The organism is Sideroxyarcus emersonii, assembly GCF_021654335.1.
GTDB lineage: Bacteria > Pseudomonadota > Gammaproteobacteria > Burkholderiales > Gallionellaceae > Sideroxyarcus > Sideroxyarcus emersonii.
Genome location: NZ_AP023423.1, coordinates 832,477 through 858,097, shown reverse-complemented (window position 1 = coordinate 858,097; position 25,621 = coordinate 832,477). Strand labels below are relative to the sequence as shown.

Below are 25,621 nucleotides of genomic sequence, written 5' to 3'. Positions count from 1 at the left end.
ACAGCACAAGTAGATGCGCCGCATTATGCGGGATTCCGGCGGCCCCGATATGCCTCCGTCCCGGGGCGTGTCATTTTTGCCGTTGGCTGGCAGATGTGCCGAAACCGGATCACCCTTGTCCTATCGCAGCGGCCAGCGCATCCGCCAGCCTGCCTGCGCCCGGCCAGTCCAGTTCAAGCGTGCCGGTCCGCACGGCAATGCCGATCCCGCCATCCCGTACCGCACCGACGAAAGCAGCGTCGCTGGCGATCGGGCTCAGGTATATCTCGCGCTCCGGGCTGATGCCGCAGCGCACCGCCGCCAGGGCAAATGAGAGGCTGGACGCCTCGACCGGCGTGAATCTCAGCACCAAGCCATCCGCGAACTCGACCTTCACCAGCGGCCCCAGTGCGCGGTGCAGGCAGCCGCTCACGACGAACGGCGGCACGCGCGCTTCAACCATGCGCCCCCCTTGCCGCCTTGAGCAACCGCAGGCACTGCGGATTCGCGGCCAGTTCCAGCGCAGTAAAATCGTCCAGCGTCATCAGGCCGGCATCCGCGCCCGCATCCAGCAACAGCCCAACCAGCGGCGTTTTGCCGGCCGAGGCACAATAGATCAGGGCCGTGGCGCCGTTGACGTTCTGGCTGTCGAGCGGCGCGCCGGCCCGTATCAGCGCAGCTGCACAGGCCAGGCTATCGGCAAAGCAGGCGAACCACAGGGCGCCGTTCCCGTCCGCATTCAGCAAGGCCGGATCGGCACCGCGCGCCAGCAACGCATCGAGCGCCTGCGCATCGCCCATGCGGGCCGCATGCATCAGCGGCGTGGTGGCGTTCGCTATCGTGCCGTCGATACCGGCTTGCAGCGTATCGGGCAGCGCAAATCCGGCCCGCAACAGCCAGTCCCGCAGCGAGCGGTCATCCATGTCCGCCCTCCTCCTCTGCTTCGTATGCCGGCAACGTCAGCAGCCGCGGATCGTCCACCGCCATCCCGACGGCATAGTGGTAGATCACCTGGAAACGGTTGTCCGGCAGGCCGAGCAACTCATGGTCCGCATCGTCGAAGAAGCAGCCGATGCCGGTACCGCGCCATCCTGCCGCTTCGGCCTCCAGCGTGACCACATGCCCCAGCATGCCGGCTTCCCAATGCAGGTGGCGATAACCAGCGGGATCGGCCGCAACCGGCCCGGCAAACTCTGCCAGCAGCATGAAGGTGACGGCTCCCTCGGCGGCGATGGCCTGGTGGCAACATAGCGTGCGTGCCGTCTTGCCGGTCCGTGCAGCGACCAGCTGGAACAGCGGCAATCCAGGATCGGCGGGCTGCCAGGAGAACGTATCGCGCAGAACAGACTGCAGCATGCCTTTGGCCGCTGCGGTGCGGGGCAGCGCATACAGGCCCGGTTCGATCCCCTCCACCCGGTGCACCAGCAACAGCGGATGCACCCGGGCTGGATGCGGCCACAGCTTCCACGCCGGAGAACCGCCCGGCAGCAAAGCGGTCAGCAGGCGCCTGAATACGCCGGCCGGCATCGTCGAGCGACCGTCGAATGCCTGTGCACTGCGGCGCCGCAGGATCACTTCGACGGCATCGATATCGGCAGCGCAGTCGCTCCTGCACACGGCGGTATCTGCAGACGCCGCCCCGGCGACCGGCGGAGCACCCCGCGTCGCGACAGCCACTTCGTCGATCACCGGCCATCGGTACAGCGGCCGGGGGTCGAGCAGGCCGGGCTTGCCCGCCCAGTGCTGCCAGTCCGGCGGCAGCACGACGTCCGTTTCCAGTGCAACCAGCACCTCGGCCTCCTCCTGCTCCACCCCGGCAAAATCGCCGGCACGGTCCAGCCCCAGATGTCGTGCCGCGCCGACCGTATCGATATTCAAGAGGCGCGGTCGCCAGCCTTGCAATGCCGCCGCATAGCTCACTGCAGCGAGCACATGACCGAGATCGAGCTGGCAATAACGGAAGGCGCGTTCGCCGTATTTCCATGCCTCGCGCCAGTGGATGGAGCTGAAGCCCAGACATGCGCCGCGCGCCCGCACCGGAGTGCCCCACGCACGGCGCTCCAGCGCATGATGCAGGTTATGGTAGTGATAGAGCCCGTCATCCAGCCCTGCCACACCGGCGGCGATCAGCCATGTCTCGGTGGGATGCAGGTTGCCGGACGAGGGATGCGCGCGCAGGGACCAGCGCGATCCGGCATATTCCTTCCATGCCGTCAGGCCCACGCACAGGCGCAAGAACGATCCCAGCCCGGCGCTGTCCGGCGGAACGGCCGGGCGTCCGGCCGCGACCTCGCCCCAGGGAATGGCGGCTACGGCGATATCGCGCGGCAATGCGATCCGCTGCGTGCCCGCCCAATCGCGGAACGCCGCAGGCTGGGCATCCCAGTCCAGGGTGCCCGGACCCGCAGCATAACGATCCAGAGCATGCTTGCTGCGGGCGTGGTAGGCCAGCACGGTCGCAAGCCGGCTATCGCTCATGGCTTGCCGGGTTCGCAGAGCTCTTCGCCCAGGCAACCGATCGGTTCGGACAGCACGCCCGACGCCGCAGTCTCGAAGCGCACCAGGTAGATCTCCGCATCCGGCATCTCCTGCGCATGGCCGACGTTGACGACCACGCCACGCGTACCGGCGACCGTCAGCAGTGCGCCCGGCGCGACACCGGGGATACCGCTCTCGCCGCTCTCTTCCAGAGGCTCGTTGAACAGGTCCTGCGCAGCGAACACCATGTCACCCATCTGGAATCTGCTCATCGTCGACCTCATACGCAAGGGATCAGTTTCGCCTCGCACCGCAACGATTCGTCGTCGCCCCATGCCGTAACCATCTCGACGAACCAGCGCGGGTCGCGCGGGTGCTGGCAGAACAGATCGTACTCGGCAAAGAAGCTGTTGTCGCTGTTGATGGTCAGGCTGCCGCAACGGTCATGCCGCGTATTGCGCCAGATGCCCTCATAGCCGGGCAACTGGTTGCCGGGATCGATGACGCGGACAAACTGCAGTGCGGATGGTTCGATCTTCGGCGCGGCACCGATCGCCGTGTAGCGAACCGCCTCCTGCTGCAGCGCCGCAACGACGCGTTCCACCAGCATCTCCAGTTCTGCCGGAAGCCGCGATGCCGCTGTGCCGGCTACCATATGTCCGCCGGCGCGAGCAGCCGCTCTACCGGCTTGTCGCCCAGCAGGTGTTCTTCGAATATCTGACTCACGTCCGCCTTGCTGACATTGCCGTACAGGATGCCTTCGGGATAAACCAGGACATTCGGCCCCATGCCGCACGGGCCGATGCAGCCGCTCGGCGTCACCAGCACCCTGGCAAAGCACTGGCGCTGCTGCCACTGCCGCATGAATTCTTCCACCACCTCGCCGCATCCCTTCTGTCCGCAGGAGCCGCGCGGATGACCTGCGGGCCGGCTCTGCGAACAAACGAACACGTGTTTTGCCGGCCTGGTCATGGTCAGGCTCCCGCCGGCATGGGTTGGTGGGTATGACACTGCTTCGGACACACGCGCCCGCACGAGCCGCAGCCGATGCAGTCCAGCATATCGGCGAGCGTCATCACCATGCTGTTGTCTTCATCCTCGTCATAGTTCTCGTCGTCCTCGCTGCGTTCCACCAGTTCGAACACCTTGCGCGGGCAAACCTTGTAGCAGCGGCCGCAACCGATGCAGTTGGCCGCGTTCAGTGCGGTGACGAAGGTGGGTTCGTAAGGCGTGCCGCCTCGGGTGATGCCGGTGATGTTGGCCATTTTTATTTCTCCATCTCTAAACTTGCATCTCTTTCTGCGCCGCACTCAATCTCGCGTTCGCCTCGGCCCAGGCCTGGCACGCGTCGTAAGTCGACTGTGCGATGCCGGGTATCTCGCGGTAGCCGGCAGGCAATTTGTCCTCGACCAGGTCGTGCAGCTGCGAAGCCCATTCGCTGGCGATGCGCTTCAGTTTCTTCACCTCCCTGTCGAGGTTCTTCAGCTCTTCTTCGGTCATGCGGCGCTCCTTACATGCCAGCGACTTCGGGATATTTGCCCACGATCTCCAGCGCGACCGACAACAGTTTGTCCGCCTCGTCCTTCATCTTCGACAGGCTCTCGTAACCGTAGCGGTGCACGTCGCGCAGGGTCTTGTCCATCACCACCAGCTTGCCCACGGTGATCACCGCGCGGCCGAACCCTTCGTGGGTGATATTGATCATCGGCACGGCCATCAGGCCGCACTCCTTTTCCACCAGCGAGGCGATGGCGTTGTAGAACGCCTTGATGCGCGACAGCAGGATCTCGTCCGGATCGCCGATCACCGGGATGGCGCGGCGCTGCTCCTTGGTCACCACGTAGGGGGCAAGGATGCGCTCCACCGGCCAGCCGTCGTAGGTGCCGTAGCTGTCGATGGCGCGCATCTGCTTGACCATCTCCTGGATGAAATCGGTGGACAACAACGGGTCCTGCGCTACAGCTTGATTCATGGTGTTTCTCCTTTAATAAATTCAAAACCTTTGAGCCACGCGGAACACAGGGACACGCAGAATCGGTTAACGGGGGAATGGGCGGTTGCTCGCAAAACCCGCTTACTCCTCTGCAATCTCCGTGTGCTCTGTGGCCAATCTTTTCTTGCCTTCAACCTTCATGTGCGGTGCCCAGCCGGTGATGCGGCCGAGCAGCAGGCCGACTGCCAAGCCAACGGCCGCGCCCACCACTGCGGCCACATCGCCATGTGAAGCCGTCACACCCGCACCGACCAGGGCCAGCACGCTCGGCAGCAGGTAGGCCAGCAGCCCGGCCTTGAGCATGTCGCCCTCATCCATGCTCAGCTGCAGCTCGTCGCCGGCGCGCACGCCGGCATCGCACTTCACTTCGATGGCCTTGCGGTTGCCTGAAAAATACTTGCCCAGGCCGGATACGCCGCATGCGCTGCGCGACTTGCAGCCGCCGCAGCCGGATTCGCCGTTCGGCTCGACCAGGGCCGTGCCGTTGCCCGCAGAAACCACCTTTGCCGATGTCTCGATCATTCCTGCCACTCCTCGTCTTCGGCAAAGCGTCCGCCGACCGACTGTTTCTTCAGGTGCTTCGCCAGCCATACCGGCGGCTCATTCGCCATGCTCCTCTGCAGGCTGCACAGCAGCTCGTCGATGAGCGTGCCCTCGTCCACGCGCATCGGCTGGATGCCTTTGGCCAGCAGCTGCTGGATGGCCGAGGCCCCCACCGCATTGCAATACACCGCAGCACAATCGCCCAGCAGCTCCACCTTGGCGGCGAGCTTGCCTTCATGGCCGTCCATCGCTGTCTCGATGAATTCGGCCACCTCGATGAGCCGTGTCTCGCTCTCGCCCAGCTCGTAAACGGCAAACGATTCGGCCGCGCCGAAGTGCTGGTTGACCGCACGACGGTCGCTGGTCGCAAAGGCGATCTTCACTTTCATGGCATGCACCTTAGTGCTTTCCACCAGCCGCAGATGCCGCATGGCGCACTCCTCGGTGGTAGATGGAAACGTAGGGCTCGGGCTCGCGATGCCCATGCTCCGCCAGCACATTGGCCAGGTCGAACAAGTACTGGCGCGTACCGCGATAGCCGACCCACAGGCGCTGATAGCCGCCCAGCAGGTCGTACTGCGGAAAGCCGGCGCGCAGCAACGGCACGCCGAGCCGGCGCGCCGTCTCCACGGCATGCGAATTGCCGATCACCAGCTGTGCCCCCGTTCGCATGGCAGCGGATTCCAGGTCCTCCAGGTCGCCGATGCCAACCTGGGCTGCGGCCACTTCGTTGAGGATGTCGGCACGCGCCGGCGCCACTGCGGCGACCACCTCCCCCCCCATCTCGGTGACCAGGCGCGCATGGCCATAGAGCAGATCGGGATCGGCCGCGATGGCGATGCGTGCGAAACCCAGCATGAAATGCGCGTCCACCATCGCGTCCTGCAGTTGCGCGCGCTGGCGTTCGATTTTTTCCGGCACCGGCCTGCCGCTGATCCCGGCCAGCGCCGAGACAAAGCCGTCCACCGCATCCAGCCCCATCAGGCTGTTGAAACGATAGTCCGGCACCCCGGTCTGTTCTTTCAGGTAATCGGCAGCCGCAAACAGCGAATTGCCCAGCACCAGCGTGGCGATGGATTCGCCCATGCTGGAGATATCGTTGACCGGTGTGCCGCCCACCGTCAGCGGCGAGCTCTCCGTCTCGGCAAGATGTCCGTCGAGCGAATCGCCCAGGTCCGGCAGCACCAGCGGACGCAGGCCGAACGCCTCGACCAGTTCCTTGACGTGTTCGATGTCGCCGGGCGTCAGGAACGATCCGGCCAGCACGTTGACCTGTTTCTTGCGTCTACCCACATTGCTTTTCGCATTTGCCCCCTCGCCCGCAGGCGGGAGATAACCGGCGACTTGCCCGCTTGCGGGCTTGGTCGAATGGCTAGTAGTTCCATCAGGGTTGGGGTGAGGGACATGTTGGGGAAGCAAGGTTTCTAGCACTGCCTTCACCGCCAGCGCATAGCCGCTTTCCAGGCAGCCGGTGAAATCGGGGGTATTCACCGGCACCACGGGAATATGCGCGAACTCGGGATAGGCGATGTAGAAATCCTTCACTAGCCGCTTGATGTCGGTGCCCTGCGTTTCGGAAAGCCCCGTGGTCGGCAGGCCGATCAGCGCCGGTTTGCTTTTCTCGCAGATGGTTTTCAAACCGAGGATCACGTTTTCGTCTGCACTCATCACGGTGGAAACCTGGTCCATCGCGGTGGTCTGCAACGGGATGGGTTCGCGGAAGTGGCGCACGAAATAGACCTTGCCGAAGGCGGTGCAGCCCTGCGAACCATGCATCATCGGGATCGCCCGGTTGATGCCGAGGAAGGCCAGCGATGCGCCGACCGGCTGGCTGGCCTTGAGCGGATTCACCGCGAGCGCCTTGTTGCGTTTCAGGATTTCGGCCATGTCACCTCCCAGTCATGCCGGCACAGGCCGGAATCCGGAGAAAATAATCAGCCCGCATAGAGGAAAACTCCAATCTGCAGTCCCGCTTGCGCGGGATATATTGATCAACCGGATTCCGGCCTGCGCCGGAATGACGGGTTAAATTTAGCGCCATGCTCACGCCCCCAACTCCACACCCGGTACGCTCGATTTCGCCCACGGTGCCGGTTTGCGCACCGACTGCCACACCGGGCTCTGCAAGGTCAGTGCGAGCTGGCGCGCCAGTTCGACCATGCCGCTGTAGCCTTCGTAGCCGAACTCGCGTTCCTGGTTGATGTCGAGGAACGGGATCTTCGCTTTCAGCGCGGTGTACATATTGCGTCCACCGGCGATGAGGATGTCCGCCTGGTATTCCTTCACCACGCCGAGCAGCGCCTTGGGGCTGCCGTCGGTGATCATCTTGGTCTTCTCGCCCATGATCTCGCGGATGCGCGCCTTGTCTTCCTCGGTGGATTTGCTGGTGCCGGTGGCCACCACTTCCATGCCCAGGTCCTGCAAGGCGGAAACGATGGACCACGATTTCACGCCGCCGGTGTAGAGCAGAACGCGCTTGCCGCGCAGACGTTCGCGCCACGGCTCGAGCGCCACGTTGATCTTCGCTTCCTCGCGCGCGATGAGCGCCTCGGTGCGCTCGGTCAGCGCAGGATCGTTGAGCAACTTGGCGAATTCGCGGAATGCCATCGAGGTATCGGTCACGCCGTAGAAGCTGCCCTCGAAGAACGGGATTTTGTAATCGGTCTGCAGTTTGCGCGCCACGTTGAGCAGCGCCTTGGCGCACACCACCATGTTGGCTTCGGCGCGGTGCATGGTCTGCACGTCGCGGAAACGCGCATCGCCGGACAGCGTGCACAGGATGCGCAGGCCGAGCTCGTCGAACAGCGGCAGCACGTTCCAGAATTCGCCGGCGATGTTGTATTCGCCGATCAGGTTCACGTCATGCACGGTGATGCCGGGACGCTGCGCTTCGGCCGGAACCGGCAACGGCTCCACCGTGCCCACCACATGCTTGAACATCGCCTCGCCCGCGATGCGGTTACCCAGATTCTTGGTGCCGTAGAAACCGGCGCAATCCACCGGCACCACCGGTACGCCGCACTTTTCCGCCGCGGCCTTGCACACGGCGCCGATGTCGTCGCCGACGAGCGCAGGCACGCAGGTGTTGTACACAAATACCGCTGCCGGCGAATAGCTGTCCACCGCCTGCCTGATGGCGTGGAACAGCCGCTTCTCGCCACGCCCCATGATGACGTCCTGCTCGGTCAGGTCGGTGGTCATGCCGATACGGTACAGGGTCGGGCCGGACGATCGCGTGCCGCGGTTGTCCCAGGAACTGCCGGCGCAAGCAATCGGGCCGTGCACGATGTGCGCCACGTCGGCGATCGGCAGCAAGGCGATCTGTGCGCCGTCGAACGAACAGCCACCAGCCGTCGCGCCCGGCTTGGGTCGCGCGCAGCCCGACTTGGACTTGGTGTTATGGGTGCATGCCGGTTCGTTCAGCAGTTCGGCGATGTCCTTGGCTTGCATGGCATTCACTCGCGATTGATGACAGCCTCATATTCGCAAATGCCGTGCCAATGACACCACATTGATTCCAATAAGTTTTATTGCGGAGCGTGTTGTAGCAAACCCGACAAGCGCACCGCACGCAACAAATTCGGGATATCCGCGAACCCCGGCCGCCCCACCTCAAAGGCTGTCTCGCGGAGGATTTGCATTCGCATCGATTTGCTACGATTATGGCCGTCCCGGTTCGGCCAGCAGGAAACGGCAACGTGAATTTGCCGTGATCGACAACCGTAACGACCGGATCCTTCGCCCCACGACTGAACGAAAGGAGACATCATGATCACGCGCCGCACGTTCCTGACCGCCACGACCGCAGTTACCGCCGGAGCCGCCCTCGGCATCGCTCAATCCGCCAGTGCGAAACCTGCATCGCACACGAGCAAATATGCCGGACCGCACGAATTGCCCAAGGGCCTGACCTTGCTGTCGATCTCCCAGCCCGACGGCAGCGAGACGCTCGGCATAAAGACCGGCAGCGCCGTCATCGATGTTCGGGCAGCATCCAGCCTGCTCGGCATCCCGGCGCCGCTGACGATGGAGGAACTGCTGCGCAAGGGAAATGCGGCCGCGCTCACCAGGATCATGGCCAGCAATGGCAGCCCGAAGATCAGGCCCGCCCTGCTCGACGAAGCGCACATCACTTACGGCCGGCTTTTCACCAATCCCGGAAAGATCGTCTGCGTCGGCCTCAATTACAAACGCCACGCACACGAGATCGGCATGCCGGAACCACGGGTACCGCCGCTGTTCAACAAGTTCAACAATGCGCTGGCCGCGCACAATTGCACCATCGAACTTCCGCCTGCCGGGATCGCGCACAAATTCGACTACGAAACCGAGTTACTGATCGTCATGGGCAAAGCGGCCCGCAATGTATCCGAAACCGATGCGCTCGATTACGTTGCCGGGTATTGCACGGCGAACGACTTTTCCGCCCGCGACCTGCAGCTGGAACTGCCGAGCAGCCAGTGGATGATCGGCAAGACACTCGACAAGTTCGCGCCGATAGGCCCCTATTTCGTCTCGGCCGACCTGGTTGGCGACCCGAATAACCTGAAGCTGGAGACTCGGGTGAACGGCGAGATACGCCAATCCTGGAACACCAACGATTTCATCTTCAACACCCAGCAGATGATCGCCTATATCTCCAGGCACTGGACGCTTGAGCCCGGCGACATCATCTTTACCGGAACCCCGCATGGCGTGATCCTGGGATATCCGAAAGACAAGCAGGTCTGGCTCAAGGCCGGCGACGAGATCGTCAGCTCGATCGAGAAATTGGGCGAGTTGAAATTCAGGCTCGCATAGCCCCTTACAATAGCCGGGATGGCGCATACCGGACCGGACACTATCAGGCAGCAGGAAGATCCATGACCACGAACACGCCGCGCAAGGCATTCAGCAAGACCACAGAACACCTGGATGGCTGCCAGCTCTCGACCGCTTTGAGCAACGAGCACGCCCTGTCGCTGGCAGAGATGCTTGCCAGTTCCGAGCCGTGGGCAAGCCTGAAATTCTCCGCCGCTTCGTTAGCAAGCTATCTGCTCCGTGACGATGCGGCACTGCGCCGATACGCGATCTCGGTCGACGGCGACCTGGCGGGGGTGATCTGCATACGCCATCCATGGCTGCGCGGCCCCTATATCGAGCTGCTGGGCATGTCCCCCGGCTACAGGGGACGCGGCATCGGCAAACAGGTATTGGCCTGGGCAGAGACGGAAGCACGTTACGAAGCCAGGAACCTGTGGGTCATCGCCTCGTCGTTCAATCATCAGGCCCTGAATTTCTATCAAGGCCTGGGCTTCTACCCGATCGGCCCGATCGAGGGACTGGTCGCTCCCGGATTCGACGAGATATTGCTTCGCAAGCCCCTGGGCTGAAACCTCGACCCCAACCCGGAGATCGCAGCTATGGCAAAGTGGCTCATCATCGCCGGCATCATCCTCGTACTGCTCGGCATGGCCTGGCCCTGGTTGTCCAAACTCGGCCTCGGCCATCTTCCGGGCGATATCCATATCGAACGGAAAGGCTACAGCTTCCATTTCCCGATCACGACCAGCATTGCTGTCTCCCTGCTGCTATCCCTGCTGTTCTGGATATTCAGGAAGTGATCCATGGTCGCCGCGCCTGGCCGGCGGCGTATTGAGCCTGGCAACGACAAAGAGGCATAATGCAGCCCGGCGCTGCGACAGGAATTGCTGCCCAGCGCGGTCGGACGGATATCACTGCAAAGAGGAATCATGCGCGCACTCGCTGCCACCACGCTTCTCCCCCGCTTTCTCGGCCTGCTCATGCTGGCCTTGCCGCCGCTTGCCCATGCCAGCCTGCCCCAGTCCTCCAATGTTCCCGGCGGCATTGCAGTCGTTCCGCTCGGCAGCACTGCAGCGGCGGACCGGCCGCAAACCTGGCTCGGCAACCAGCCTGTGCTGGTCACTGCCGACCACGATCAATGGTATGCGGTGGTCGGCCTGCCCCTGGACATGAAACCGGGTCCGCATGAATTGAGCGTCAAAATAGGCAGCGAGACGAAAGTGGAGTCCTTCGTGGTAAGCCCCAAGGACTATCCAGAGCAACATGTCACACTCAAGGACAAGAGCAAGGTGGACCTGTCGGCTGCCGACCTGGCCCGCGCCGAACGCGAAATATCCACCATCAAGGAACTGAAGCGCCATTGGCGCACTGCGACCGATACCGACCTGGCCTTCATCGTTCCCGCCGAAGGCAATCTGGCAGGGCGCTTCGGGGTGCGTCGATTCTTCAACGGCGAGCCACGCTCGCCGCATGCCGGTCTTGATGTGGCAGTCGCGAGCGGCACGCCGGTCAAGGCCAGCGCACAAGGCCAGGTGCTGGCGATCGGCGATTATTTCTTCAACGGCAAAACGATCTTTGTCGACCATGGCAACGGGTTGATCACCATGTACTGCCACCTTGCGCGGATCGACGTGCGGGCGGGCGAAACGGTGGGCAAAGGCCAGCTGCTCGGACTTTCCGGCAAGACAGGGCGCGCCAGCGGCCCGCATCTGCACTGGAGCGTGGTGCTTAACGGAGCGATGGTCGATCCTGAACTGTTCATCCCGGCGACTGCCCGTCAATAGTTGCCTCGAAAATTGCCGGATAGCGATTGCGGCCAGTCCGGTCGATCGCTGATGTCAGCTCCCCGCTTCCCATGTATTGGCGCAAAAAAAAGCCCGGCCTAAGCCGGGCTCCCCAGATATGTTCGTTGGGTCAAAGCAGAACCATGCCGCTATCGGTTTGGTTGGCCAGCAAACACGATCATGAACACCAGCACGATGAACGGCGACATGACAAAAACGAGTGGCAGAGCAATCATGGAATCCTCCCGAACAGGTTGAATGAAGCTGAAACGACGCGCAGACCACAATTGAAAGCGTGCCGGGGTAAAAAACCCATGACAACTATGGGCCTAAAAACCCATGACTGTCAAATTGTTATTTATCCCTGAAAAGCATGTGTGAATTTGCAGTGGCGCCGCATTCTTTCCCCGGCGGCGATATCTGGTTGCCGCGCAACCGGATATCCGCACCCGCCCGCACTTTGTTTCGAGCTTTATTTCGAGGTGCTATCCAGAATGTGCCGGAATTGCCGTTAAACCGTTACCTGTCATCGCCATGCCATCGAAATCCGGAGTCATAACATGCTAGAAACACTGAAAGTACGCAGCCGTCTGGGAATCATCGTCCTCGCCGCCTTTGTCGGCTTTGCCGTGCTTGCCACAGCTTCCATCTTCCACCTGCGCGACACCATGATGCAGGATCGCCAGACCAAGACCCGTCATCTGGTCGAGGTCGCCATCGGCGTCGTCAACGCATTCCACGAACTGGAAGTACAGGGAAAACTCAGCCGCGACGAGGCGCAGGCCCGTGCCGCCGATGCGGTGCGCCGCATGCGCTACGAGCAGGACAAGGAATATTTCTGGATCAACGACATGCAGCCCAGGATGATCATGCACCCGATCCGCCAGGATCTGCAGGGAAGCGATCTCGGCGATTTCAAGGACAAGGCGGGCAAGCTGCTCTACGTCGAGATCGTCAATATCGTGAAATCGCAGAAGGCCGGCTTCCTGGACTATATGTGGGCACGCTCCAAGGATGCGAAACCCGAACCGAAGATCTCCTACGTACAGGGTTTCGAACCATGGGGCTGGGTGATCGGCACCGGCATCTACATCGATGACGTCGAAACGGCCTTCTATGGGCAGATACAGACCTATGCCTTGTTGCTGAGCGCCATCTTTGCTGCGGTCATCCTGCTTTCCTATTTCGTTGCACGCAGCGTGCTGCGTCAGTTGGGCGGAGAACCGGCTTATGCGGTGGAGATCATCCGGAATGTCGCCAGCGGCGACCTGACCGTCACCGTCAATACCGACTCCGGCAATCCGGCCAGCCTGTTGTCATCGCTGGCCAACATGCTGCAAAGCCTGCGTAGCATGATGCAAGGCGTGGGCAACAGCGCTCAACAAGTGACCAACGAGTCCCGTGCCATCGCCCAGACGGCACACGAAGTCGCCATGGCTTCCAACACCCAGGTGGACGCCACCTCCTCGATGTCTGCTGCAATCGAGGAAATGACCGTCAGCATCAGCCATATCTCCGAAAACGCGCAGGAAACCGAAGTGAATTCCACCCGTGCGGCGGAACTCGCCCAACAGGGGGAAAGCAGCGTCACTTCGGCATCCGATGAAATGAGCAAGATCGCCGGCACAGTGGAACAGGCTTCGTCGCAAATCCGCGAACTGGCCAACAGGGCCAACGAGATCGCCTCGATTGCCAGCGTCATCACGGATATCGCCGCGCAAACCAACCTGCTCGCGCTCAATGCGGCGATCGAAGCCGCACGCGCAGGCGAACAGGGGCGCGGATTCGCGGTGGTCGCCGACGAAGTGCGCAATCTGGCGGAACGTACCGCCAAAGCCACCGTGCAGATCGACGAAATGATCTCCATCATCCAGAACGACACCAAGCAGGCCGTCACCGTCATGGATGACATCGCACCGCAGGTGCAGATCGGCGTCGATCTTGCCCGAAGTGCCGCCGCACTGCTGCGGGACATTCGCACCGGGGCGGGCGAAACGCTGGTCCGCATTCGCGAAGTGGCGAACGCCACGCGTGAACAAAGCTCGGCGAGCAACGATATCGCCATCCAGGTCGAACAGATCGCCCAGATGGTCGAGAGTACCAGCACCTCAATGGCGGGCACCGCGCAAACGGCCGATCGGCTGGATCGCCTGGCCGGAGAATTGAATAACGTCGTCGGACGCTTCCGTTACTGACGCCCACGCGAGAGCGGATCCCCCCGTAAAACGGAAACCATCCCGCCTCGCTTGCGACTCCTAGACTGAATACGGTGCCGCCACCCAGTTCCTGATCAAGACGGCCTCGGTATCCGGCAGATAACTGAAGCCGGCATCCAGGTCACGCGCCACGGCATAGGCGACCTTGGGCGGGGCGATGGTGCCAGCCACCAGATGCGCATACCAGGCCGAGGCATATCCGGCGGCACGGTCGAATGCCTGCAACTGCGCACACATCTCCACGCCGGCCAGGTCCGGGTTCCACTGGAAGGGTTTCAGTTCGCGCGCATGGCGCGACACCAGCGACGCGGACACCACCGGATTGCGATAGCGGTCCTGATGTTCGCGCAGCGCGACGATCCAGTGGTCGCTGAAATGGCCGCGCGCAGCGGCGCTGCTGTGCGTCCATTCGGAAAGCAGGCGCGACAAGCCGGCATTGCGGGCATCCGAAGCCGCGGCCCTGGCGACGGTCTGCCGCATATCGATCAGCCTGCGGAAACGATAACGGGGTGCGGCCACCGCCTGTGCTTCCAGCGTTTCGGGCAGGATCGGTTCCGTCAGCTCCTGCAGATCTTCCGGCGGCTTGCCGGCATCGACCAGCTGACGGTCGAGCACTTCCTGCAACTCTTCGACTTCCAGCTGCAGGAAATCCGCCGGCGCCGGGCCGCAGGCCGCGACAAAGTAATGCGTACGTCCGATGTGGCGCGTCACCAGCAATCCGCTGCCTGCGTAGCGCTCGACCAGCTCGTGCATGTCGCCGCCGCAGATCTGCAACTCCGCCTTCGCCCAGGTTTCCAGGCTGTCGGCAACGCGTCCGCCATCCGGCCTGATGATGCCGCCGGGGCGGTACCAGCCGCCGCGATTCAGCGCATAGCGGAAGGCACAGCCCGGCCGTATGCAGTTGGCCGCCTCCAGCAAGGCGCTGTGATGCGGGCGCGGAGGAAGGGCCTCGATCTCGCCGGCCAGGTTGTACAACATGGATTCATCAAGCGCATAGATACTCATTGGTCGTCCCCAGGAAAAAATTCATTCAGGCGCTGCCGCACCGCAGCGCGCACATCCGCCTCGGCGTCGTCCAGCGATCCGGATATCGATTCCAGAGGTGCCCGCTGTACAGCCTCCAGGCGCACCACCCAATCCGGGTCCGCCAGCATCTTCGCCGCATCGGCAGGCAACATGCGCGAGGCGGCGATGCGCCGCACTTCGTTATCCGCGTCTTGCGCCAGCATGCTCAAGGCGAACGACGGCAGCCGGCGCGCCACCTCCTTGCGCACTTCCCGGTCCGCATCGCCCACCATGCGCCGCAACTGCCCATGCGGCAGGCGCCTGGCGGCCTGCAAGCGCACCAGGTAATCCTCGTCCGCGATCAGCGCATCCAGGCGTTCCGGGGCAATGCGTTCGGCCACCGTCATGCGCACCTCGCGATCACTGTCGTGCAGGTAATCGTCGAGTTCGTCGATCGGCAAACGGCTCGCCACCACGCGGCGCACCACTTCATCCGCATCGCGCGGCATCTGCCGCACCCGCTCCAGCGGCGCATAGCGCGCAGCGATGGCACGGCGCTCCCAGAATCCGTCGTCCAGATAATCCTCGGCGAGCTGCGGATTGCGTCGCAGGAAACGGTCGATCTGCCGCCCGCTCTGCGCGACCAGGCAGATGTCGCCCGGCACACATCGGCCCTCCGCCAATAACGCGCGCTGGGGGCAGGCCGAGCAATCGGCATACATCCTCCCCGCCAACGGTGACGCCTCCGATTGACGTTCCGGCATCTTCAGGACTTCCAATTGTCGCTCCGCAATAAATCCCCATGGCAGACGAGCAACCCCCGTGCCAGCACACCGGATCGCGCACAAAGCCCGCAGCGACGCGGATTGGCCATAAGGTGTGGAATTGTCGGCGCGGCGGGTTTTGTAGCGATTGCGACAAAACCGCGCGAGTCAGGACAAGGGCTTGCGCAACACCCTCATTTGCGAAGAAGTAAATCCGAGCTTGCGATAGAAATCCAGCGCTGCCGCATTGTCGCGGTCGGCCAGCAGGGTGGCGCGCGTCATCCCCTGTTCACGCGCCCACGCCAGCACATGCTCCACCAGCCGCCGTCCCAGTCCGCCGCCGCGATGTTCGCGGCGCACGATCACGTCTTCCAGCAGCAATACGCGCCCGCCTTCCGCGGTGCTGACGGTGATCAGCGCGTTGGCCATGCCGGCCACCCGGCCGTCGATGCGCAGCACGAACAGGCGGCCGACTGCCGGGTTGTCGAGGATGGCGCGCAGACCGCGCAACTGCCTGTCGCGCCCGGGCTGGAAATCGTTCTCCAGCGTGAACAGCTCGGCCAGCAGTTCGGCGAGCTGCGGCAGTTCTGCTGCGGTGGCGAAGCCGATCTCAATGTTCATGCAGCCCTGCTCCCGATACAAAGATGTTCCCGCCGCCGGTTCGGCCGGCGCCCGGCATTCAAGCCATCAGCGCCACGCTCTTCACCTGCGCATACACTTCCATCCCGACCGCCAGATCGAGCAGGTCGCGCGAACGGCGCGTGATGCGCGACAGCAGCACCTGCGCATCGCCGACCGTCATGCGCACGTTCACCTTGTCGGCCCCCTCGTCGCGGATCTCGGCGATGTGCGCGCGCAGGATATTGCTGATGCTGGAACCGTGCGGCTGCTGCGTGGCGATGCTCACGTCGCGCGCCAGCACCCGGGCACGCACCCGGCTGCCCGGCGCTTGCGCCACCTTGCCCACCCACAGGCTGCCGCCGGCGAAGTCGACCCGCGTGAGGTGATAGGTTTCATCATGCTGCGCCACGGTTGCCTCGACCACCGCCCCGGCATCGTCGAAATGCGCAATGGGCAGATCGAGCCGCGCAAACGTCTCTGCCAGCGCACCGCTGGCGATGACGCGCCCCCGTTCCAGCAGCACCAGGTGGTCGGCCAGACGCGCCACTTCGTCCAGCGCATGGCTGACGTAGAGCACAGGGATTTCGAGTTCGCGATGCAGGCGCTCCAGATACGGCAGGATGTCCTGTTTGCTGCTGGTGTCGAGCGCAGAGAGCGGCTCGTCCATCAGCAGGATGCGCGGGCTGGTGAGCAGCGCGCGGCCGATGGCGACACGCTGCCTCTCGCCGCCGGAAAGCCTGGCCGGGTCGCGGCGTTCGACGAGGCGCTCCAGGCCCAGCCATTCCACCACCTGCTCCAGCCGCACCTTGCGCTCGGCGGCAGGAATGCGCTGGTAACCGTATTCCAGATTGGCACGCACCGACAGGTGCTGGAACAGGCTGGCTTCCTGGAACACGTAGCCCAGCGGACGTCGGTGCGTGGGCACGAATGCGGTTTCGTCCTGCCACGTCTCGCCGTTCACCTGCAATGTGCCGGCGGCATGTTCCAGCCCGGCGATGCAGCGCAGCAAGGTGGTCTTGCCCGAGCCGGAAGGTCCGAACAGGGCGGTGACGCCCGTCGCCGGCGCGCTGAATGCGGCATCCAGCGCAAAGCTTTCCAGTTGCAACCTGAAATGAGCTCGTATCTCGCTTGCCGGCCCGTCGTTCATCGCACGACTTTCAACAGTTTGCCGCCCGCAAGATAGAGGGACAGCAGCACGACGAACGAGAACAGCACCATGCCTCCCGCCAGCCAATGCGCGGTGGCGTATTCCATCGATTCGACATGGTTGTAGATGGCGACCGAGAGCACGCGCGTCTCGCCGGGAATGTTGCCGCCCAGCATCAGCACCACGCCGAATTCGCCGACGGTATGCGCGAAAGCAAGGATGATCGCAGTGATGAAACCCGGGCGCGCCAGGGGCAATGCCACGCTGAAGAAGCGGTCCCACAGGCTCGCGCGCAATGTCGCTGCCACTTCCAGCGGGCGCTTGCCGATCGCCTCGAACGCATTCTGGATCGGCTGCACGGCAAAGGGCAGCGAGAACAGCACAGAACCGACCACCAGCCCGGCGAAGGTGAACGGCAGCGCGCCGAGATGCAGGGCCCTGGTCAACTCGCCCACCGCGCCATGCGGCCCCATCAGCAGCAACAGATAGAAGCCCAGCACGCTGGGCGGCAACACCAGCGGCAACGCCACCAGCGCCGCAACCAGCCCCTTGTACCACCTGCGGCTGTGCGCCAGCCACCACGCCAGCGGCGTGGCGATGAGCAGCAGCAGGAAGGTCGCGACGCTCGCCAGCTTGAGCGTCAGCCATACCGCCTGCAGGTCGTCGGCGCCTAGCGCATCCATGGCAGTCCTGGATCAGGGCTTGTCATAGCCGAAGCTGCGGATGACCGCCGCGGCCTGTTCGCTTCGCAGGAATTTCAGGAAAGCCTGTGCCGCGGTCTGATCCTTTGCGCCACTCAGCAACACGGCGCTTTGGCGTATCGGGCTGTACATGTGCGGCGGCACCAGCCACCACGAACCTGCGGTCACCTTGCCGTCCTGGGTGACCTGCGACAGCGCGATGAAGGCCATGTCGGCATTGCCCGTGGCCGCAAACTGGTAGGTCTGGGCGATGCTCTCGCCCGTCACCAGTTTGCCTTGCACCGCGGCGTTCCAAAGTCCCATGGTTTGCAGCGTCTCCTCTGCGGCCAGGCCGTAGGGCGCGAGCTTGGGATCGGCATAGGCCAGCTTGTCATAGCCCCCCTTGCCCAGCACCGCTCCCTTGTCGTCCACGAACCCGGGCCTGGCGCTCCACAGCACCAGCTTGCCCAGCGCATACACGAAGCGCGTGTTGGCGACCGCCAGCCCTTCCTGCTCCAGCAGCTTGGGATTCTTCTCGTCCGCCGCCAGGAACACATCGAACGGTGCGCCCTGCTTGATCTGGGAATAGAACTTGCCGCTGGAACCGAAGCTGAGCTTCACCGTATGCCCGCTCTGCTTCTGGAACAACCCGGCGATCTGCTGTGCCGGCGCGGAGAAGTTGGCCGCCACCGCAGCGTTCACCTCGCCCGCATGCGCCCCATCCATCGCACCGAACAACAGTGCGCCAACTGCCAGCCACCGATTCAGATTACGCGTTTTCATCGCCGCTCCGCCTTATGCATTGACAGCCAGAATGACATGCGATGCCTTGATCAGCGCACACGCCTTGACCCCTGCCTTGAGGCCCAGCGACTTGATGCTGTCGTTGGTCACCACCGCAGCGACGGTCTTGCCGCCGGCCAGCTCGATGATCACCTCGCCGTTCACCGCGCCTTCCTGGCAACGCACCACCGTGCCGTGCAGCTCGTTGCGCGCACTGGTCTTGAACCCGTCCGAGGTGGTCACGATCACCCACGGTGCCTTGACCAGGGCATACGCTTCAGTGCCGACCTTGAGGCCAAGATGGCCGACACTCTCGTTGGTGATCACCGCGGCCAGCACATCCCCGCCGCCGATCTCCATGATCACCTCCGCATTGATCGCCCCGAGCTTGATGCTCTTGATCGTGCCAAGGAACTGGTTGCGCGCACTCGTCTTCATATCGAATCTCCTGATCAAATGATAATACTCGTCAAAATCGTCCATGACCTGTGCGAGCTTCTTCAGCACCTCTTCGCGTTCCTGCTCCAGCCGCCGATACGCTCCTGCCACCCGGCGGCCATGAGTGGTAAGGGTGGTACCGCCCCCCTTCTTGCCGCCGGTCTTGCGCTCGACCAGGGGCTGCTCGGAAAGATTGTTGATCGCCTCCACCGCTTCCCACGCAGCCTTGTAGCTCATGCCCATCGCATTTGCCGCCGCCGAGATGGAACCCGTCGCATCGATACGCTCCAGCAGTTCCAGGTGATCCCAGCGACGTCCCCTGGCGATCTTCAGCCTGGACACCGTCCCGGTCCCGGTTTTTTTCTCGACTATCGATTGAGCCATGACAGAACCCCGCACGTTATAACCAGTCACACCCTGACGATGAGCAAAAGCGATGCCAATTTATGCATTTCCGCCTCCCATCCCTCGCCCACACTTGCTTCACGCGAATCTGCAGCGCCTTCCGGGCAGATCCCACAACATCCTGATTTGTATATTTTTAGACAAATTGTGTCGTTCGCTACAAACAATGCGGGGACGTCCGCCGGCCCCGATCTGCCAGCGTTATGCATCAAAATATACAACCGGATCGATTATCTCACAGGAACCGCAGGGAAACGGCGGGAGGAAGCCCGCGGCAACATGCATCGCGCCAGAGGGCTGGCGAGGGAAAAGAGGGATCAATCGCGCGGAAATTCATACCCGAATCCGCGCATCACCGCGCGCGCTTTCTCGCTCTGCAGGAAAGCCAGGAACGCCTTCGCCGCGACCGGGTCTTTCGCTAAGCTCAACAGCACTGCACTCTGCCGGATGGGCTTGTGCAATTCGGGCGGGACGATCCACCAGGAACCCTGCGTCACCTTGCCGTCGCGCATGACCTGCGACAGCGCGATGAAAGCCAGGTCGGCCTTCTCGGTTGCCGCAAGCTGGTAGGTCTGCGCAACGGTGTCGCCCCTGGTCAGTTTGTCCTGTATCGAATTCCACATGATCAGCTTGGTCAGCGTCTCTTTCGCCGCCACGCCGTAGGGCGAGGACAAAGGATTGGCGATCGCCAGCGCGCTGAAATTTCCCTTGTTGAGCACCGCGCCGTTGTCATCCACCAGATTCGGTTGCGCACTCCACAGCACCAGCCTGCCGGTGGCATAGACGAAGCGCGAACCGCCGACCGCCGATCCTTCCTGCAGCAAACGTTTCGGGAACTCTTCATCCGCGGACAGGAAGACATCGAATGCAGCGCCGCCCCTGATCTGCGCATACAACTTGCTGCTCGCACCCAGGCTGACCTTCACCGTGTGCCCGCTCTCCTTCTGGAACAAAGGGACAAGACGCTCCATCGGCGCCGCAAAGTTGGATGCCACCGCCACGCTGATCTCGCCGGCCATTGCAGGCGTGCTCATCAGTCCGCACAACAGCAGGAGCGTGGCGACAAAGGCATGCAATGGGAAAGTCATCATTCAACTCCGGATCAGGATGGGTGCAATGATAGCAAGCTGCATCAAGGCCAGCGACTATATAGGCCTTTTGGCATATTGACCGGGAGTTGTCGGGCAGGTACGGTACGAGCCAGCCAACATTCACCGACTTCTCGCCAAAGGCTCAGGAATGCCTTCACCCGCCGCCACCCCACAGCCGCCCTACTACGCCGTCATCTTCACCTCCGTTCGCACTGACGGCGACAACGGCTACGGCGAGATGGCCAAACACATGGTCGAACTCGCGGTCGAGCAGCCCGGTTTCCTCGGCGTCGAAAGCGCGCGGCAGGAGATCGGCATCACGGTTTCGTACTGGTCCAGCCTGGAAGCGATCAAGACATGGCAAGAGCATCTCGACCACCGTCAGGCACAGCGCCGCGCCGGCGACTGGTACGCGCGGTTTCGCGTCCGCATCTGTCGCGTCGAGCGCGAATATGGATCCTGAGGCCCGACATGGCTGCTCTTCCGGCCATTAAGTTCCGGCAGCATACAAATGCGATAAAAATTGATAGCCTTGGCGGTCTTTGCCGTACAGACAGAAACATCACTTCAGATATCTACCTAAAAGGAATCTCGCAATGAAAAGAAGCATCGGATCTTTGCTGTTGGCTACCTGGCTCATCGTCACTGGCCTGGCGCACATCCTGCATTTCAGTTTTTCCGGCATGGGTACGGTCATGTCGGTCGTGGCGATCGCGGCCGGCATACTGATCGTGCTGGGACTGTGACCGGATCGCAAGCCCGCTAGCGAACCGCTTCCGCACTGCCGAAAGGAAGACCTTGCGATCAAAGTGCCTCAGTATCGGCCTGGCCCTGCTGCTGTTCGGCTGCAAAGGGGAGGTCAACGACGACTGGCAAAAGTCGGCCATCCCGCCGATCAGGCCCGACGCGGCGGTCAAGCTGCGCGTCGTGCACGCCATCAATCCTCGCCTCGCCCGCTTCTCCCCCGACCACCTGAAGATCATCCTGGCATCGGCCCAGCTGACCGTGTGGAAGAACTTCGGCGTCTACATCGAGTTCACGGATGTGCCGGAAATGCGCATCGACCAGCTGTTCGCGCTCATCCCGCCTGCCGTCATGCAGGAACGCCTGTCGTCCATATACGATTTCAAATCGGGCAAGGGCGACCGGCAGAAGCTCGTCGAGGGCATCGATGCCACGCTGACCGAGCGCGGCACGAAACTGGAGGATGCGCTCTCCTTCGCGGCCCCCTACCTGCCGGCAAATGCCCACCCCGAAGACCTGATGGCGCTTTCCGGGCTGTTGGCCGATGTCATGCTGGAGAGGCTGCAGCAATGGCGCCGCCTCAATGCCGCCGACGGCGCACCGGTGCTCGATGCCTCGCCGTACAACGAATGGGTGTACTGGGACACGCTGGGTTACGGCAACCTGCCATACGACCTGGTCATCACCAACCAGCCGATCGCGAGCGCCGAATACTACGGCGCGGACCTCCACTCCGCCATTCGCGGCGGCCTCACCGTCGGCACCACGTCGTTCAGCCGCGACAGCAAGTACGGTTCGTACATCGTAATGAGCACCTTCCCGTTCCAGGATGACTCCGCGCTGACGAAGCTGTTGCGCGGCGGCGAACAGTATTCCGAAGAGGATGCGGCGGAACTCGCCGGTGCGTATCTGGCGCACGAGATCGGGCACCTGCTGTTCCAGCTCGGCCATCCGTTCGGGCAGAAGAGCTGTGTCATGAATCCCGTCAGCATGCTGCGCTTCAGGGAGTGGGCCCGGCAGCTCGACGGCGCCGAATGCCGCATAGGCAGCCGCCCCGAGATGACCGCAGGCGCCATCCCGCCGACCTACAATGCCGCCTGGATGAAGATGCTGCAGCCCCGCTAGGCAAGACCATGGACAAAGCCGAGATACGATTCTCCGGAAAGGTTCGCGATTACCTCCTGTCCTCGCTGCGCGAGCCGGAGATATTGCAACGTCTGCGCGCGGAGACCGCGCGCGACCCGCACGCCATCATGCAGATACCGCCGGAACAGGGGCAATTCATGTCGTTCCTGGTCAAGACGCTGGGGGTCAGGCAGGCGCTGGAGATCGGCACCTATACCGGCTATAGCGCCTTGTGCATCGCACTGGCGCTGCCGGACGACGGCCGCCTCATCGCATGCGACATCAACGAGGGCTGGGCGGACATCGCCGGAAGATACTGGCAGGAAGCCGGCGTGGCGCACAAGATCGATTTCCGTTTCGGCAAGGCGCTGCGCACGCTGGATGGCCTGGTCAAGTCCGGTGCGGCCGGCAGTTTCGACTTCATCTTCATCGACGCCGACAAGGTGAACTACGATGCCTATTACGAACGTTCGCTCGACCTGCTGCGGCCGGGCGGCGTGATGGTGATCGACAATGTGCTGCTGTTCGGCGCAGTGGCCGACAAGAACCTGCTGGATGCCGATCTCGGGGCAAGGATAGGCGATGCGGATATCGAGGCCATGCGGAAACTGAACGCGAAGATCAGCCGCGATGCGCGCATCGACCAGACCATGCTGCCCATTGCGGATGGCCTGACGCTGGTGCGCAAGCGGTAAGCCCCGCTCCGGGGAATCGATACGGAAGACTTTCGTTTGGGAGGCACACGTGGAACAAGCAGACCCCGCAGTCAATGCCCTGTATACCTATACCAAAGCCTTGTCGGTCGCGCTTGGCTACCGCGACCGCCTGACCCAGCTGCATTCCGAACGGGTGCAGGTTCTTTCCGCCGCGATCGGCACGGCTTGCGGCCTGTCATCCAGCGAACTGCTGGCACTCAGGATCGCCGCCTCGTTCCACGATATCGGCAAGATCGGCATCCCCGATCACATCCTGCTGAAACCGACGCAGTTCGACGATGCCGAATGGGAGGTCATGAAGACCCATACCGAGATCGGCGAGAAGATCATGGCGGCAACCGCACTCGAAGGAGCGGATCATGCCGCCCGGATCATCCGTCACCATCACGAGCATTACGACGGGTCGGGCTATCCGGACGGACTGGCGGGAACAGGCATCCCGATCTGCGCGCGCATCATCTCCATCGCCGACAGTTATGACGCGATGGCAGTGACCAGGTCATACCACCACGCGCGAGCGCACCCGGAGATCATGGCCATCCTGCACCAGGAAACCGGCGAGAAACACGACCCCGCCCTCATGCAGATATTCAGCGAGCACATCGAAACCAGCGAGTTCAGGGCGGGCAGGAGCTAGTCCGCATCGGCCCGGCTTACGCCATGCATGGCGTAAGTCGCCCCTGCCGCATCCCGGAAGAAACGCAGTCACTCGTCCACATACGCCAGCACCACGCCGATGGCCTGCGCCGGATCGTCGGTCAGGCTGAGGCAGTGTTCGCTGCCGTTGATCAGGTACAGGTTGAATCCCTCCCGCCGCAACGCAGGCGGCAGGCGCGCCGGCATATCCTCGTCGCTGCACAGGGTGAAACGCAGGTCCGGCCAGGTCTGCTTCAGGCTGGCCAGCGCATCGTCGTTCAACTCGCCGAATGCGGCAGCCGCACTGGCGATCCGGCTCAAGGTCTCCGGCACGATCATTGGTCGGCTTCCGCGGCAAACCTGCTCAGCGATTTCGCCTGCACGCCGAGGATCTTGGCCAGCCAGGGCGGCGGCGCGTCCAGCACGGCCTGCAGGCGTTGCAACGCGATCTCCGACTTGCCGCCCTCGGGCGTCTTCACCGGATGCACGTTAACGCGCACCGCCTTGGCCGCGGCCGGCCCGCCGATGGATTGCACGTAGACGATCTGGCAATCGCCGATGAGTTCGGCGCGCGCGCTGTTCTTGTCTTCCGCCTCATCGGTGATGAAAGTCGGGCGCACGTCGATCAGCCGGATCTCGCCGCGGCCCACCTGGTAGACGAGGAAGCGCGGACAGGAACCGAAATGCCCGTCCACATTCTCTTCGGTATTCGAGGCGACGGCCACGCGCAGGCTGCCCGGCATGTCCCCCTCCCGGTAGGGCTGCGGCTTGGGCAGGTTCTCGACGTCGCCGGCATCGCCCCACAGCTGACGCACTGCCAACTTGAGGCTCGCCGGATCGACATCCGGCTCCACTGTCTCTTCGCCGGAAAGCATCAGCTTGAGGTCGGCCACCGTCAGCTTGGCCAGCTTCTCCTCGGTGATGGGCAGGCCGAGATGGTCGCCGATCCGCGTGGCCAGCGCGGCGACGTCCACATCGTCCATGGTGCGTGCCGCCAGCGCGATGCGCAAGGCAGCGGATTTGGTGATGATGCCGTTGTTCATGGCGATACTCCTTCAGGCCAGCCCGGATGAAACTGCCGATCCGGGCTGTCGCTCGTTAAGCTGCCAGTTGCGTGATGCAGCCCTTGATCGGGCACACTTTCACGCATTGCGGTTTGTCGTACTCGCCATCGCACTCGGTGCATCCGCTTGCGCTGATGACATACAAACCCTTCTTCACACTGATGGATGCCGTCGGGCATTCCGGTTCGCAGTCGCCGCAAGCGGTGCACAGATCTGCGTTGATCTTCATTGCCATGATTAATCTCCTTTCAAGTTCAGGGAAGGGAGAAGAGCGGCCGCAAGCGGCCTGAAGGGGGAAGGGGCACTGCGGTCCTAGTTTTAAGCGCCACAGACGAGCTCCCTTCCCTCTTTACCCTTCCCCGCAGTTACTCCGCCGCATCCAGACGGCGCGCCCGCACCGAGTAAGGCAACCGTGCCGGTGCCGGCTGCGGCTCGATGTAGTACGTGCCGCCGTTGTTCAGCTTGATCTCGCCCCCCCACTTCTCCGAGGTGTCGAACTCCATCGAGACGATGGTGTCCTCGAGATCGCGCTTGGGCAGGTAGAACTGGTAACTGCCCTTGGCATCGCGACGGATCATGATGTTTGCCATTGCAACTCCTTGAGTT

General features: G+C 62.8%; 35 protein-coding genes. 10 read left to right on the top strand and 25 right to left on the bottom strand.

Annotated elements, in window-relative coordinates; all coding sequences use genetic code 11:
- Nucleotides 1-109 precede the first annotated feature (109 nt).
- From L6418_RS04230 to nifE, 13 genes are all read right to left on the bottom strand, one after another.
- Nucleotides 110-442, bottom strand: a complete 333-nt coding sequence (locus tag L6418_RS04230; protein ID WP_237248227.1) for a hypothetical protein — start codon at nucleotides 440-442, stop codon at nucleotides 110-112.
- On the bottom strand, nucleotides 435-902 hold the full coding sequence (locus L6418_RS04225) for an ankyrin repeat domain-containing protein (protein ID WP_237248226.1): 468 nt from the start codon (nucleotides 900-902) through the stop codon (nucleotides 435-437). The genes L6418_RS04230 and L6418_RS04225 overlap by 8 nt, the downstream gene beginning before the upstream one ends.
- Nucleotides 895-2,457 (bottom strand): nitroreductase family protein, encoded by a 1,563-nt coding sequence (locus tag L6418_RS04220; RefSeq protein ID WP_237248225.1) that lies wholly within the window; start codon nucleotides 2,455-2,457, stop codon nucleotides 895-897. The genes L6418_RS04225 and L6418_RS04220 overlap by 8 nt, the downstream gene beginning before the upstream one ends.
- Nucleotides 2,454-2,729: a nitrogen fixation protein NifZ gene (locus L6418_RS04215; RefSeq protein WP_237248224.1), complete on the bottom strand. Its 276-nt coding sequence runs from the start codon at nucleotides 2,727-2,729 to the stop codon at nucleotides 2,454-2,456. The genes L6418_RS04220 and L6418_RS04215 overlap by 4 nt, the downstream gene beginning before the upstream one ends.
- 8 nt (nucleotides 2,730-2,737) lie before the next feature.
- Nucleotides 2,738-3,112, bottom strand: a complete 375-nt coding sequence (locus L6418_RS04210; RefSeq protein WP_237248223.1) for a hypothetical protein — start codon at nucleotides 3,110-3,112, stop codon at nucleotides 2,738-2,740.
- Nucleotides 3,106-3,429, bottom strand: a complete 324-nt coding sequence (locus L6418_RS04205) for a ferredoxin (RefSeq protein WP_237248222.1) — start codon at nucleotides 3,427-3,429, stop codon at nucleotides 3,106-3,108. The genes L6418_RS04210 and L6418_RS04205 overlap by 7 nt, the downstream gene beginning before the upstream one ends.
- Before the next feature lie 2 nt (nucleotides 3,430-3,431).
- Nucleotides 3,432-3,722, bottom strand: a complete 291-nt coding sequence (gene fdxB, locus L6418_RS04200) for a ferredoxin III, nif-specific (protein WP_237248221.1) — start codon at nucleotides 3,720-3,722, stop codon at nucleotides 3,432-3,434.
- Between the two features lie 16 nt (nucleotides 3,723-3,738).
- The gene (locus tag L6418_RS04195) at nucleotides 3,739-3,957 is read right to left on the bottom strand and encodes a CCE_0567 family metalloprotein (protein WP_237248220.1); all 219 of its coding nucleotides are present in this window, start codon (nucleotides 3,955-3,957) and stop codon (nucleotides 3,739-3,741) included.
- 10 nt (nucleotides 3,958-3,967) lie between these two features.
- Nucleotides 3,968-4,429, bottom strand: coding sequence for a NifX-associated nitrogen fixation protein (locus L6418_RS04190; RefSeq protein ID WP_237248219.1), 462 nt, complete (start codon nucleotides 4,427-4,429; stop codon nucleotides 3,968-3,970).
- 102 nt (nucleotides 4,430-4,531) lie between these two features.
- Nucleotides 4,532-4,972, bottom strand: coding sequence for a SoxR reducing system RseC family protein (locus L6418_RS04185; protein ID WP_237248218.1), 441 nt, complete (start codon nucleotides 4,970-4,972; stop codon nucleotides 4,532-4,534).
- Nucleotides 4,969-5,424 carry a NifB/NifX family molybdenum-iron cluster-binding protein gene (locus tag L6418_RS04180; protein WP_237248217.1) on the bottom strand — a complete coding sequence of 152 codons (456 nt, stop codon included), beginning with the start codon at nucleotides 5,422-5,424 and terminating at the stop codon, nucleotides 4,969-4,971. The genes L6418_RS04185 and L6418_RS04180 overlap by 4 nt, the downstream gene beginning before the upstream one ends.
- The gene (gene nifN, locus L6418_RS04175; RefSeq protein WP_237248216.1) at nucleotides 5,393-6,880 is read right to left on the bottom strand and encodes a nitrogenase iron-molybdenum cofactor biosynthesis protein NifN; all 1,488 of its coding nucleotides are present in this window, start codon (nucleotides 6,878-6,880) and stop codon (nucleotides 5,393-5,395) included. The genes L6418_RS04180 and nifN overlap by 32 nt, the downstream gene beginning before the upstream one ends.
- 156 nt (nucleotides 6,881-7,036) lie before the next feature.
- Nucleotides 7,037-8,443 carry a nitrogenase iron-molybdenum cofactor biosynthesis protein NifE gene (gene nifE / locus L6418_RS04170; RefSeq protein WP_237248215.1) on the bottom strand — a complete coding sequence of 469 codons (1,407 nt, stop codon included), beginning with the start codon at nucleotides 8,441-8,443 and terminating at the stop codon, nucleotides 7,037-7,039.
- 318 nt (nucleotides 8,444-8,761) lie between these two features.
- Here nifE and L6418_RS04165 point away from each other — a divergent pair, with 318 nt between their 5' ends.
- From L6418_RS04165 to L6418_RS04145, 5 genes are all read left to right on the top strand, one after another.
- Nucleotides 8,762-9,793: a fumarylacetoacetate hydrolase family protein gene (locus L6418_RS04165; protein WP_237248214.1), complete on the top strand. Its 1,032-nt coding sequence runs from the start codon at nucleotides 8,762-8,764 to the stop codon at nucleotides 9,791-9,793.
- A gap of 62 nt (nucleotides 9,794-9,855) precedes the next feature.
- On the top strand, nucleotides 9,856-10,365 hold the full coding sequence (locus L6418_RS04160; protein WP_237248213.1) for a GNAT family N-acetyltransferase: 510 nt from the start codon (nucleotides 9,856-9,858) through the stop codon (nucleotides 10,363-10,365).
- A gap of 30 nt (nucleotides 10,366-10,395) precedes the next feature.
- A complete protein-coding gene (locus tag L6418_RS04155; RefSeq protein ID WP_237248212.1) occupies nucleotides 10,396-10,596 on the top strand; it encodes a DUF2905 domain-containing protein in 201 nt (66 codons plus the stop codon).
- Nucleotides 10,597-10,725: 129 nt separating this feature from the next.
- Nucleotides 10,726-11,580 carry a peptidoglycan DD-metalloendopeptidase family protein gene (locus tag L6418_RS04150; protein ID WP_237248211.1) on the top strand — a complete coding sequence of 285 codons (855 nt, stop codon included), beginning with the start codon at nucleotides 10,726-10,728 and terminating at the stop codon, nucleotides 11,578-11,580.
- 560 nt (nucleotides 11,581-12,140) lie between these two features.
- The gene (locus L6418_RS04145; RefSeq protein WP_237248210.1) at nucleotides 12,141-13,775 is read left to right on the top strand and encodes a methyl-accepting chemotaxis protein; all 1,635 of its coding nucleotides are present in this window, start codon (nucleotides 12,141-12,143) and stop codon (nucleotides 13,773-13,775) included.
- Nucleotides 13,776-13,835: 60 nt separating this feature from the next.
- On the opposite strand, the gene L6418_RS04140 is transcribed toward L6418_RS04145, so the two are convergent.
- The 8 genes from L6418_RS04140 to modA (L6418_RS04105) form a co-directional block, all read right to left on the bottom strand.
- The gene (locus tag L6418_RS04140) at nucleotides 13,836-14,801 is read right to left on the bottom strand and encodes a hypothetical protein (protein WP_237248209.1); all 966 of its coding nucleotides are present in this window, start codon (nucleotides 14,799-14,801) and stop codon (nucleotides 13,836-13,838) included.
- Nucleotides 14,798-15,523, bottom strand: coding sequence for a 4Fe4S-binding leucine-rich repeat protein (locus tag L6418_RS04135; protein WP_269807841.1), 726 nt, complete (start codon nucleotides 15,521-15,523; stop codon nucleotides 14,798-14,800). Before L6418_RS04135 ends, L6418_RS04140 begins: the two co-directional genes overlap by 4 nt.
- 210 nt (nucleotides 15,524-15,733) lie before the next feature.
- On the bottom strand, nucleotides 15,734-16,207 hold the full coding sequence (locus L6418_RS04130) for a GNAT family N-acetyltransferase (protein WP_269807823.1): 474 nt from the start codon (nucleotides 16,205-16,207) through the stop codon (nucleotides 15,734-15,736).
- Nucleotides 16,208-16,244: 37 nt separating this feature from the next.
- Nucleotides 16,245-17,333: a molybdenum ABC transporter ATP-binding protein gene (modC, locus tag L6418_RS04125; protein ID WP_237248206.1), complete on the bottom strand. Its 1,089-nt coding sequence runs from the start codon at nucleotides 17,331-17,333 to the stop codon at nucleotides 16,245-16,247.
- Nucleotides 17,330-18,016, bottom strand: coding sequence for a molybdate ABC transporter permease subunit (gene modB / locus L6418_RS04120; RefSeq protein ID WP_237248205.1), 687 nt, complete (start codon nucleotides 18,014-18,016; stop codon nucleotides 17,330-17,332). The genes modC and modB overlap by 4 nt, the downstream gene beginning before the upstream one ends.
- Before the next feature lie 12 nt (nucleotides 18,017-18,028).
- On the bottom strand, nucleotides 18,029-18,796 hold the full coding sequence (modA, locus tag L6418_RS04115; protein WP_237248204.1) for a molybdate ABC transporter substrate-binding protein: 768 nt from the start codon (nucleotides 18,794-18,796) through the stop codon (nucleotides 18,029-18,031).
- 12 nt (nucleotides 18,797-18,808) lie between these two features.
- Nucleotides 18,809-19,618 carry a TOBE domain-containing protein gene (locus L6418_RS04110; protein WP_237248203.1) on the bottom strand — a complete coding sequence of 270 codons (810 nt, stop codon included), beginning with the start codon at nucleotides 19,616-19,618 and terminating at the stop codon, nucleotides 18,809-18,811.
- A 338-nt stretch (nucleotides 19,619-19,956) separates the two neighbouring features.
- Complete coding sequence (modA, locus tag L6418_RS04105; RefSeq protein WP_237248202.1) at nucleotides 19,957-20,727, bottom strand: molybdate ABC transporter substrate-binding protein; 771 nt, start codon at nucleotides 20,725-20,727, stop codon at nucleotides 19,957-19,959.
- A gap of 151 nt (nucleotides 20,728-20,878) precedes the next feature.
- On the opposite strand from modA (L6418_RS04105), the gene L6418_RS04100 reads away from it, so the two are divergent.
- The 5 genes from L6418_RS04100 to L6418_RS04080 all read left to right on the top strand — a co-directional run bounded on the left by L6418_RS04100 (nucleotide 20,879) and on the right by L6418_RS04080 (nucleotide 23,952).
- Entirely contained in the window at nucleotides 20,879-21,193 is a 315-nt protein-coding gene (locus L6418_RS04100; RefSeq protein WP_237248201.1) for an antibiotic biosynthesis monooxygenase, read from the top strand.
- Between the two features lie 133 nt (nucleotides 21,194-21,326).
- Nucleotides 21,327-21,476 carry a hypothetical protein gene (locus L6418_RS04095; protein ID WP_237248200.1) on the top strand — a complete coding sequence of 50 codons (150 nt, stop codon included), beginning with the start codon at nucleotides 21,327-21,329 and terminating at the stop codon, nucleotides 21,474-21,476.
- A gap of 52 nt (nucleotides 21,477-21,528) precedes the next feature.
- Complete coding sequence (locus L6418_RS04090; protein ID WP_237248199.1) at nucleotides 21,529-22,599, top strand: hypothetical protein; 1,071 nt, start codon at nucleotides 21,529-21,531, stop codon at nucleotides 22,597-22,599.
- Nucleotides 22,600-22,607: 8 nt separating this feature from the next.
- Nucleotides 22,608-23,294, top strand: a complete 687-nt coding sequence (locus L6418_RS04085) for a class I SAM-dependent methyltransferase (RefSeq protein ID WP_237248198.1) — start codon at nucleotides 22,608-22,610, stop codon at nucleotides 23,292-23,294.
- Between the two features lie 49 nt (nucleotides 23,295-23,343).
- Nucleotides 23,344-23,952 carry an HD-GYP domain-containing protein gene (locus L6418_RS04080; RefSeq protein ID WP_237248197.1) on the top strand — a complete coding sequence of 203 codons (609 nt, stop codon included), beginning with the start codon at nucleotides 23,344-23,346 and terminating at the stop codon, nucleotides 23,950-23,952.
- 68 nt (nucleotides 23,953-24,020) lie between these two features.
- Here the strand turns inward: L6418_RS04080 and L6418_RS04075 are convergent, their stop codons facing one another.
- The 4 genes from L6418_RS04075 to nifT form a co-directional block, all read right to left on the bottom strand.
- Nucleotides 24,021-24,290, bottom strand: coding sequence for a DUF6129 family protein (locus L6418_RS04075; RefSeq protein ID WP_237248196.1), 270 nt, complete (start codon nucleotides 24,288-24,290; stop codon nucleotides 24,021-24,023).
- Nucleotides 24,287-24,994, bottom strand: coding sequence for a dinitrogenase iron-molybdenum cofactor biosynthesis protein (locus L6418_RS04070; RefSeq protein ID WP_237248195.1), 708 nt, complete (start codon nucleotides 24,992-24,994; stop codon nucleotides 24,287-24,289). Before L6418_RS04070 ends, L6418_RS04075 begins: the two co-directional genes overlap by 4 nt.
- Nucleotides 24,995-25,049: 55 nt before the next feature.
- A complete protein-coding gene (locus L6418_RS04065; RefSeq protein WP_237248194.1) occupies nucleotides 25,050-25,250 on the bottom strand; it encodes a 4Fe-4S binding protein in 201 nt (66 codons plus the stop codon).
- Nucleotides 25,251-25,380: 130 nt separating this feature from the next.
- Nucleotides 25,381-25,605 carry a putative nitrogen fixation protein NifT gene (nifT, locus tag L6418_RS04060; protein ID WP_237248193.1) on the bottom strand — a complete coding sequence of 75 codons (225 nt, stop codon included), beginning with the start codon at nucleotides 25,603-25,605 and terminating at the stop codon, nucleotides 25,381-25,383.
- Nucleotides 25,606-25,621: the final 16 nt, after the last annotated feature.